Source organism: Deinococcus marmoris, assembly GCF_001949125.1.
GTDB lineage: Bacteria > Deinococcota > Deinococci > Deinococcales > Deinococcaceae > Deinococcus > Deinococcus marmoris_A.
Genome location: NZ_MSTI01000088.1, coordinates 1 through 9,046, shown reverse-complemented (window position 1 = coordinate 9,046; position 9,046 = coordinate 1). Strand labels below are relative to the sequence as shown.

8 protein-coding genes and 1 pseudogene are annotated in these 9,046 nt (G+C 62.2%); 5 read left to right on the top strand and 4 right to left on the bottom strand.

What is annotated here, in order from left to right:
* The 3 genes and pseudogenes from BOO71_RS27860 to aspS form a co-directional block, all read left to right on the top strand.
* A pseudogene (locus tag BOO71_RS27860) lies at window positions 1-312 on the top strand (IS4 family transposase); the annotation flags it as partial.
* A 101-nt stretch (window positions 313-413) separates the two neighbouring features.
* The gene (locus tag BOO71_RS13245; RefSeq protein WP_075833132.1) at window positions 414-983 is read left to right on the top strand and encodes an ankyrin repeat domain-containing protein; all 570 of its coding nucleotides are present in this window, start codon (window positions 414-416) and stop codon (window positions 981-983) included.
* A 199-nt stretch (window positions 984-1,182) separates the two neighbouring features.
* A complete protein-coding gene (gene aspS / locus BOO71_RS13240) occupies window positions 1,183-2,517 on the top strand; it encodes an aspartate--tRNA(Asn) ligase (protein WP_075833130.1) in 1,335 nt (444 codons plus the stop codon).
* Between the two features lie 147 nt (window positions 2,518-2,664).
* Here the strand turns inward: aspS and BOO71_RS13235 are convergent, their stop codons facing one another.
* Window positions 2,665-3,153, bottom strand: a complete 489-nt coding sequence (locus tag BOO71_RS13235; RefSeq protein WP_075833128.1) for an FKBP-type peptidyl-prolyl cis-trans isomerase — start codon at window positions 3,151-3,153, stop codon at window positions 2,665-2,667.
* Window positions 3,154-3,314: 161 nt separating this feature from the next.
* Between BOO71_RS13235 and BOO71_RS13230 the strand changes: the two genes are divergently transcribed.
* Window positions 3,315-4,520: a molybdopterin molybdotransferase MoeA gene (locus BOO71_RS13230; protein WP_075833126.1), complete on the top strand. Its 1,206-nt coding sequence runs from the start codon at window positions 3,315-3,317 to the stop codon at window positions 4,518-4,520.
* A 213-nt stretch (window positions 4,521-4,733) separates the two neighbouring features.
* Entirely contained in the window at window positions 4,734-5,663 is a 930-nt protein-coding gene (locus BOO71_RS27855; RefSeq protein WP_075833124.1) for an Ig-like domain-containing protein, read from the top strand.
* Window positions 5,664-5,734: 71 nt separating this feature from the next.
* Here BOO71_RS27855 and BOO71_RS13220 read toward each other — a convergent pair whose 3' ends face one another.
* Genes BOO71_RS13220 through BOO71_RS13210 form a run of 3 tightly spaced genes read right to left on the bottom strand, consistent with a single transcriptional unit; the run spans window position 5,735 to window position 8,962 of the window.
* On the bottom strand, window positions 5,735-6,937 hold the full coding sequence (locus BOO71_RS13220) for a thiolase family protein (protein WP_075833134.1): 1,203 nt from the start codon (window positions 6,935-6,937) through the stop codon (window positions 5,735-5,737).
* A 28-nt stretch (window positions 6,938-6,965) separates the two neighbouring features.
* Window positions 6,966-7,796: a DUF4393 domain-containing protein gene (locus BOO71_RS13215; RefSeq protein WP_075833122.1), complete on the bottom strand. Its 831-nt coding sequence runs from the start codon at window positions 7,794-7,796 to the stop codon at window positions 6,966-6,968.
* Window positions 7,793-8,962: an alpha/beta hydrolase family protein gene (locus BOO71_RS13210; protein ID WP_075833120.1), complete on the bottom strand. Its 1,170-nt coding sequence runs from the start codon at window positions 8,960-8,962 to the stop codon at window positions 7,793-7,795. The genes BOO71_RS13215 and BOO71_RS13210 overlap by 4 nt, the downstream gene beginning before the upstream one ends.
* Between the last annotated feature and the right edge of the window lie 84 nt (window positions 8,963-9,046).

Below are 9,046 nucleotides of genomic sequence, written 5' to 3'. Positions count from 1 at the left end.
GTGTTTCGCGATGCCAAGCAGTTCGCAGGGCTGACCACATGCCAGCTCCGCAAGACGCAGGCTCTGGAAAATCACTGGAATGCTGCGTTCTTTGCACTCAGTCTGGGCCGGGCTGAAATGCTCCTGGAGGCCAGCGGCCTCCAGGGTCGCCCGGTCACTTCGCTGGTGTTTTCCTACGAGGACATCAAGCGGCGGGCCTTCAATCGACTGTTTGCGTGGCGAATACTGAGCAATCTCGGTCTTCAGGCGAGATTTGCTGAATTGGAAAAACATCCATCCAGGCCGCTGGATCTGGGAGTCAAAGCAGCTTAGAGCTGGTCAAAACTGTCCGAACCATTGCTTATGCTGACGGCAGAAGTTTGTCCGCCTCTCAGCCACACTGTCCCCAACCGCACCCACAAAGGAGTCTCCCTATGTCTGCCGATCACGAGCCACAAACCAATCCGCAATCCGCCGAAGCTACCGACGCCGAGGTGCTGGACATCATGCAGTCCGCCTTCGAGGCGGCGCGCAACGGGGATGCCGATTTCCTGAAAACATGGCTGGAAAAGGGCCTGCCGCCCAACCTCCAGAACACGCGCGGCGACACGCTGCTGATGCTGGCGGCCTACCACAGCCACACGGAAGCCGTCCGCACGCTGCTGGACCGGGGCGGCGATCCCGACATCCTGAACGATCAGGGACAGACGCCGCTGATGGGCGCGGCGTTCCGGGGCGATCAGGCCACCGCCGAACTGCTGGTAGAGCGCGGCGCGGGGCTGGACGTGGCCGCGCCCGGCGGCAGGACGGCGCTGATGATGGCCGCCATGTTTGGCCGCATGGACATGCTGAACTGGCTGCTGGAACTGGGGGCCGATCCCAGCGTGCGCGACGCGGGCGGGGCCAGCGCCGCAGACGCCGCCCGTGTGATGGGCGCGGCAGAGACGGCGGCAAGATTGGACGCAGTTATGGCGGCCAGTGGCGAGGACGCCACCTCTGATTAGTCTCCCCTGCCTAGCCGCCGCGTTGACTAGTTTCCACGTTGAAATCCGGCCCCCGCGCCCGCTAGACTTGCCCGCATGTTCGCGGCTGCCCTGAACGACAACGATAACGATCCCCAGTAGGGGACGCTTAAGCCGTTGCGCCCCTGACCTCCTCACCGGAGTCGGGGGCTTTTTTTAGCCAGTCCATACAGGAGACTTCATGACCACCGAAACCCAGCCTGCCGCATCGACACAGAAACTCCCCCGTACCCTGACCCGTGATCTCGCGCAGCACGACGGGCAGACCGTGCGCCTGCAAGGCTTCGTCCACGCCCGGCGCGATCTGGGCGGCGTGCAGTTCGTGGTACTGCGCGACGTGTCCGGCATTACCCAGTGCGTGGGCAGCGGCCTCACCTTGCCCCTGCCCGAAAGCAGCGTCGAGGTGATCGGCAAGGTCAAGGCACACCCCAAAGCGCCGGGCGGGTTTGAGGTGCAGATCGAGGACTTCCGCGTGGTCAGCGCCGCCGTGGAAGCACCGCCCCTCGAAATTCCCAAGATGGAATGGAACGTCAACCCCGAGACCATGCTGGATTACCGCTACGTGTCGCTGCGTGGGCTGCGCGAGCGGGCGGCGTTGAAGGTGCAGGGCGAGATCGTCTACGGCTTCCACACCTACCTGCGCGAACAGGGATTTACCGAGATCAGCACGCCCAAAATCGTCTCGGCGGGGGCGGAGGGCGGCGCGAACCTGTTCAAGCTAGACTACTTCGGCGAACAGGCGTATCTGGCGCAGAGTCCGCAGCTTTACAAGCAGATCATGGTGGGCGTCTTCGAGCGCGTGTACGAGGTGGCCGCCGTCTACCGCGCCGAGGAACACGCCACCAGTCGCCACCTCAACGAGTACCTGTCGCTGGACATCGAAATGGGCTTCATCGACAGCGAGGAAGACGTGATGGATCTCCAGAACGGTCTGCTGGCGTCCATCATGGAGCGGCTGCGCGAGACCAGTGTCGGGGAGTTCGAGCTGCTGGGCGCGACGATTCCCGACGTTCCGGCCCACATCCCGCGCATTCCGCTGATGGAGGCCCGCGCACTGGTCACCGAGAAATACGGGCATCAGGTGGGCGGCAAAGATTTAGACCCGGAGGCCGAACGCCTGCTCAGCCAGCACTTCGCGGAAACAGAGGGCAGCGATTTCGTGTTCGTGACCAAGTACCCGCGCGCCGCCCGGCCCTTCTACACGCACGCCGATCACAATGCGGACGGCACACTGAACCCGGACCTGACGCGCGGCTACGATCTGCTGTTCCGGGGCATCGAGATCACCTCCGGCGGGCAGCGCATCCACGATTACGCCATGCTGATGGACTCGATCCGCGCCTACAAGATGAACCCCGACGCCATGACCGGCTACTCGGAGGTCTTCAAATTTGGCATGCCCCCGCACGGCGGTTTCGCCATCGGGGCCGAGCGCCTGACGGCCAAGCTGCTGGGCATTGCCAACGTGCGGTATGCCCGTGCGTTCCCACGGGACCGGAACCGCCTGACGCCCTGACTTCCAGCGCCCCCTCACACACGAGCAGAGGGGGCGATGCAAAGCGGCGGAAACAAGCTGTACCCTCCGCCATCATTTAAAAAGCAGGGCAGAGACTGGCCGTCCATCGGCCCACCTCTGCCCTGCTCCGTCCTGCACGTTCAGGTCTTACGCGTCGTGTTCGTGGTCCAGCATGTCCGGGGTGTGGGCGTGGCCGTGTTCCAGTTCCTCGGCGGTGGCGTCGCGCACACCCACCACGGTCACGTCGAAGTTCAGGACCTCGCCTGCAAGCGGGGGATTGAAGTCCACCTTGACCATGTCGCCGTTCAGTTCCATGACCGTGAAGGGAATCACGCTGCCGTCCTCGGCCTGCGCGTAGTAGGTTTCGCCGATCTCGATGTCGTCCTCGAAATCCTCGCGGGCCAGTTCCTCGGTGTTGTCCTCGTCTCGCTCGCCGTAACCGTCCTCGGGCTGCACGGTCACCTGCATCGTGTCGCCCTCGGCCTTGCCTTCCAGCGCCTTTTCCAGCCCCGGAATGATGTTGCTGTGGCCGTGCAGGTAGGTCAGCGGCTCGCCGGGTTCACTCTGATCGACGACTTCACCTTTCACGGTCAGCTTGTATTCCAGATCGACAACTTTGTCCTGTTCAATGTTCATATGGCCCTCCATAGCTCGTCCGGCGGCAGATGCCAATGACTCGGGACGAGTTTTCTCGCCCGAAGAGTGTAACGCTTTGGGATGAGCGGCGCGGCCCCGGCCCTACAGCTTCGCTTCACGGAGGGCGGCCCTCTCTCTGGCTGGCCCACTATGCTGACAGCATGTCTGTCCCCACTTCCGCCAACCCATCCTTCCCCATGCACGTCAGCGTGGCCGAGGCCCGCGAGATGCTGGCCGCGCTGCTGCCCGAACTGGAGACCGAGACCGTACCCGTTGCCCAGGCGCTGGGCCGCACTCTGGCCGCCGATCTGGAGGCCCTGGTCAGCCATCCCAGCGCCACCGAGAGCGCCCTGGACGGCATCGCCGCGCGTGAGGCGGACACGTTGAGCGCCAGCGCCGAGACCCCGGTACGCCTGAAGATCGTGGGGGAAAGCCGCGCCGGAATGCCGTTTGACGGCGAGGTGGGCGCGGGCGAGTGCGTGCGAATCTACACGGGTGCGCCGCTGCCACCGGGGGCCGATGCCATCTGCCCTGTTGAGGAACTGGCCGACGACGGCCCCGAACACGTTCACCTGCTGCGCCCCGCCTTTCCCGCCGACGTGCGCCCCGAGGGCGGCGACTTCCGCGCAGGCGAAACGGTGATGCGCGCTGGCCTACGCCTGAGTGCCCCGCGCGTGGCGCTGGCCGTTGCGCTGGGCCACGCCCGCCTGCCGGTGCGCCGCAAATTGCGGGTGGCGCTGCTGTCCACCGGGGACGAGGTGATCGAGCCGGGGTTGCCCCTGCAAGCCGGTCAGGTCTACGACAGCAACCGCGTGGGCCTGTCGGCCATGCTGGGGGAAAGCGGCTGCGAGGTGATCGAACTGGGCCACGCCCCGGACAGCCCGGCGTCCTTGCAGGCGGCCATCGCGGGGGCGGGCGGCGCGGACGTGCTGCTGACCAGCGGCGGCGTCAGCATGGGCAAATACGATTTCATGCGCGACCTGCTGATCGAACGGGGCCGGGTCTCGTTCTGGAAGGTGCGAATGCGGCCCGGCGGCCCGGCCATCCTGGGCGGCTGGAACGGCCTGCCCGTCTTCGGCCTGCCGGGAAATCCAGTCAGCAGTCTGGTGGTCTTTCACGTCATCGTGCGCCCTGCCCTGACCGGGCAGCCGGTGCAGAGCCTGAAACTGCGCGCCGCCACGCCCTTTCGTGGCCTCAAGGATAAGACCGCCTTCTGGCGCGGCGTGATTCAGGACGGAGAGGTGGGGGATTACGGCGCGCAAGGCAGCGGCATCCTGCGTTCGCTGAGCGACGCCGACGCGCTGGTGATCGTGCCGGAAGGCGGCGGGGTCCAGGCCGGGGAATTGGTGGACGTGGTGCTGCTGTAAGGGGTGTTTGCCCACCGCCCTGAAATTCGCGGCCCAGCGCCAACGTTCTGGTGCATTTGCCGCCCGAAGATGACGGCTTCAACACCCGTCGCAGCCCCATACTTTCAGTCAAGCGCCGGAACCAGGACTGGCAGGAAATGCCGGACTGGATAGCGCTGGGAGACGTGCGAAAATCCACGCCTGCACCGACTCAAAAGACTCTAATGTGGCGGCGTGAAAAGACTTCTCCTGCCGATTCTCAGTGTCTCCCTGCTGCTTGCCGCCTGTGGTGGCGGCAGCACCCCACAGACTGCCGATACCACCGCCCCTACCGTCGCCCTGGACGCCTCTCAGAGCGGCTCAAGCGTGAATCTGTTGGCCACGGCCACCGATAGCGTGGGCGTGACCAAGGTGGAGTTTTACCGGGGCAGCACACTGATCAGCACCGACACTTCCGCCCCCTATGCAGCCACAGCCACCGTTTCCACCGCAGACAACGGCAGCGTGACCTACACGGCCAAAGCCTATGACGCCGCCGGAAATGTCGGGCAGGGCAGCAAGGTGGTTGCCGTGAACGTGACCGTCACGCCGCCGCCCAACACCCAGACGCTGTATCAGGGCGTGTGGAGCTGGGCCATTGGTGACCTGACCTCTAGGGCATTGATCGACAGCGGCGTGGTTATATTTTCGGATGAATTTACGAACGAGGGCCAGCCCATCGCCTTTGGCGTGTATGCCAACCAGACCGAGATTGCAGCTCAGGGCACGGGCAAGTTCGGCGCGGCCCTGATGGGTCCTGTGGTCCAGGCAGGCGATCTGGACATCGGTTTTTTTCTGGGTACAGATGAAAATGCCGGGGTCTTCTTCATTGGGCAAGACAGCGACAACGCATTGGGCGTATTCCAGGGCAAACCCGCTTTCGATGGAACAGGCAACATCGCCACCGCCACCAACGAACAAGGTCAGGCCGTAGCAATCGCTCTGGTTCAGGTCAGTGACACTGTGCCCACCAACGCGGCAGCACAGAATGTGATGAAGGCCGAAGGCAAGTTGATGGCGGCAGAGGCATTGAAAGCCACTTTCAACACCAAAGCCCAGACCACCGCCAGGGCCAATCCAGCACTGTTCAGGGCCATGCAGCAGAGTCTTCAGCTCAGGCGCTAAATCCATATCGAACAGAGCAAAGAGAGAAGCGCGGCCCCCAATCGACGGGGCCGCGCTTCAGGAATCAGGGTTCAGTCTGCCGCCTGCGCCTTCTCTTCCGCCGGGTAAATTTCCAATACGCCCGCCGCGCCCATGCCGCCGCCGATGCACATGGTGATCAGCGCCTTGCCGCCGCCGCGCCGTCCGAGTTCGTAGATGGCCGTGGTGGCCAGCTTCGCGCCGCTGCATCCGAGGGGATGGCCCAGCGCAATCGCGCCGCCGTTGACGTTGGTAATTTCTTCGTTCAGACCCAGCGTACGAATGACCGCGAGGCTCTGGGCGGCGAACGCCTCGTTCAGCTCAATCAGGTCAATATCGGCCAGAGTCAGGCCCACCTGCGCCAGCACCTTGGGAATGGCCTTGACCGGGCCGATGCCCATCAGTTCGGGGTCCACCCCGGCCACCGCGAAGCCCAGGAATTTGGCGAGGGGCTTTAACCCCAACTCCTGCGCCTTGTCGCCGCTCATCATCAGCACGGCGGCGGCTCCGTCGCTAAAGGGACTGGCGTTGGCCGCCGTCACGCTGCCGGTGATCTTGAAGGCAGGGCGCACCTTCGCCATGTCTTCCAAGTTGGCGTCGCGGCGGATCAGTTCGTCCTTTTCAAACTTCACCGTTTCGGACTTGATTTTCGTGCCTTTTACGGTGTCCTTCTCCACCGGCACGGCCACAATCTCGGCGTCAAAGCGTCCGGCATCCTGGGCGGCGGCGGCGCGCTGGTGGCTGCGCAGGGCGAAGGCGTCCTGATCGGCGCGGCTCACACCGTACTTGTCGGCCACGTTCTCGGCGGTCATGCCCATGCCGATGTACGAACCGGGGCGGCTGTCTACCAGATCGGGGTTGGGGCTGGGGTTGTGGCCGCTCATGGGCAACATGCTCATGCTCTCCACGCCCCCGGCCAGCATCACTTCCGCCTGTCCGGTCTGGATGGCCGCCGCCGCCATCGCAATGGTCTGGAGGCCGCTGGAGCAAAAGCGGTTGACGGTCACGCCGCCCACGCTGTCGGGCATTCCGGCGCGCAGCGCGGCGAGGCGGGCCACGTTCAGGCCCTGCTCGGCTTCAGGAATGGCGCAGCCCAGGTAGACGTCTTCCACCAGGGCGGCGTCAATTCCGGCGCGGCGCACGGCCTCGTTCATGACCAGGGCGGCCAGATCGTCGGGGCGGGTGTTGGCGAGGGTGCCTTTGATGCCGCGTCCCACGGGGGTACGAACGGCGGATACGATTACGGCGTCTTTCATATTCATGGTGAACTCCTTTATAGGGATTCTAGTTAGATTTATCTAGAACTATGGATGAAAACTGTCTACCATATGCCGTGAGCTTGAGTATCCCTTTATTCATATTAAAAGACGTTGATTCCGTAGATAATGTCAAAGAATTTTGATCAAAAGTAGCAAAGCCGTATTTTTTAATGTAAGAATCCTCCAAGTCTTTGTACGCTGATTTATTAGCAATGGTTGTTATACCAGTAGTAACATTCAATAATTTAAGACGCTCAAGATTCTCAATTATTTCAACTCTCTTATCCGTATTGACGCATTTCGCATCTTCACAGACATTGGTGAATTTTTCAAGAACAGTTTGATATGCTCCCTCGCTATCAACGATTTTATTTATGTCACAAATTGGGAAGTTAGAGCTAAACGAATGGTATAGGTAACTTAACAGTATCGCTTCATCAGAATTTAACTGCTTGATTATCTCAACGTATGACGGATGAGCTATATTTTGCGTATCTTTATTCATAGCACTAGCTATTAGAGAAGCAAACATTTCGCTAAGATGATCTTCAAAGATTCCATACTCCAGGGCTTGAATACTCGGACCTAAAATATTTGGTTTAGGCAGAACTCTTTTTTCATCTGGAATTTTATCAACTTTGGCTTGTAGTTTTTCACGAAACTCCTCTTCTTTGATTTCAAGAGAAATATCTGACATCATTCCCCAATATCGAGGATAATGACTAATAGCTTTAAGAATTCCATCCAACGCTTGTCCGATAGTTTGGACAGAGGATTGGACACCACCCTTATAGACATCATCAGCAAGAGAGGCGGCTATCTGCATCGCAGTATCAGGCTTAACGTCTTCACTCATACTTTCACCCCCGGCAAAACCCTTGCTATAAACGCCTCCAACTCTCCATCGTACTTTTCAGGATTGATGTTCCAGCAGCGGATGTGTTTGGCCCCCTCCACACGGTGGTATTCCACCAGATCGGGGCGGGCGGCAGCCAGAGCGTCGGACTGGCGAATGGGAATGGTGGCGTCGCGGGTGCCGTGCCACAGCAGCATCGGCAGGTTGAAACTGGGGGCGGCGGCCAGTTGGTCCACCACATCAAAATCCTGCCCGCTGCGCCGCGTGACCAGATACTGCACGAAGTTGCCGATGTGCCGCGCCATGAACGTGGGAATGCCGTAGCGCTGCCCGTTGCTGCGGATGGTATCGCGCCAGTCCAGCGCCGGGCAGTCCAGCGCCACGCCCGTCACCGGAATCGGGTACGGCTGGTGCCGCGAGCGCAGCACGCACAGCGCGACATTGCCGCCCATGCTGAAGCCGTAGAGCATGGCCCGTTTGTACCCGGCAGCCTTCGCCCACTCCAGCGCGGCGATCACGTCGGCAGCCTCGCCATCGCCCAGGCTCAGGTAGCCCTTGCCCACACGCGGCGCACCGTGCGCGTTGCGGAAGGTGACGAACAGCGAGGCCACCCCCGAACGCCGCAGCGCCGGAAGCATCCGCAGCGCCTGCGCCCGCTGCCCGCCGTGACCGTGAATGACGATGGCGATGGCATCCTTCTCGCCCGACACGGCGGGAATGTGCCACGCGGGCATCTCCCCGACTTCCGTATGAACCGCCGTGTGCTGGAACGGGATGCCCAGTTGCTGCGGCGTGCCGTTGTAGACGAAGGTGGACACCCACGCCAGCGAACCGTTGGGCAGCACGCCGCGTTCATCCAGAATCTCACGCCGCACGAGTGTTCCGGCCTGTCTGGGCGGCCCCAGCGTGGCGTGCCCCTGGTTGGGCAGCAGCGGCACGATGCCCACCACCCCGCGCGATAGCGTTTCCGGCGAGGCAGGCAGATACACGGAATTGCCCCGCCGTCCCACCGGAACGAACTCGCCCTTCACCCGCCGCGTCTTGGAACGCAGGGTGATCTCTGCGCCCAGGAACGCACCGGACAGGACAGCCACCGCGTAGGAAAAGGCTGCCCAGCCGAGCGCACGGCGGCGGTTGATCTGGCGAATTCGGGTGAGGATGGACACGGGGCATTCTCCTACGAATGGGGTTCTTGGCTCCCTCCCTCCTTGTGGGGGAGGGTTGGGGAGGGGGGGCCACCGGGCAGGCCG

Excerpts from the sequence above, each read along its gene's own strand:
- BOO71_RS13245 (WP_075833132.1), top strand. The coding sequence starts at position 414 with ATGTCTGCCGATCACGAGCCACAAACCAATCCGCAATCCGCCGAAGCT.
- aspS (WP_075833130.1), top strand. The coding sequence starts at position 1,183 with ATGACCACCGAAACCCAGCCTGCCGCATCGACACAGAAACTCCCCCGT.
- BOO71_RS13235 (WP_075833128.1), bottom strand. The coding sequence starts at position 3,153 with ATGAACATTGAACAGGACAAAGTTGTCGATCTGGAATACAAGCTGACC.
- BOO71_RS13230 (WP_075833126.1), top strand. The coding sequence starts at position 3,315 with ATGTCTGTCCCCACTTCCGCCAACCCATCCTTCCCCATGCACGTCAGC.
- BOO71_RS13220 (WP_075833134.1), bottom strand. The coding sequence starts at position 6,937 with ATGAAAGACGCCGTAATCGTATCCGCCGTTCGTACCCCCGTGGGACGC.
- BOO71_RS13215 (WP_075833122.1), bottom strand. The coding sequence starts at position 7,796 with ATGAGTGAAGACGTTAAGCCTGATACTGCGATGCAGATAGCCGCCTCT.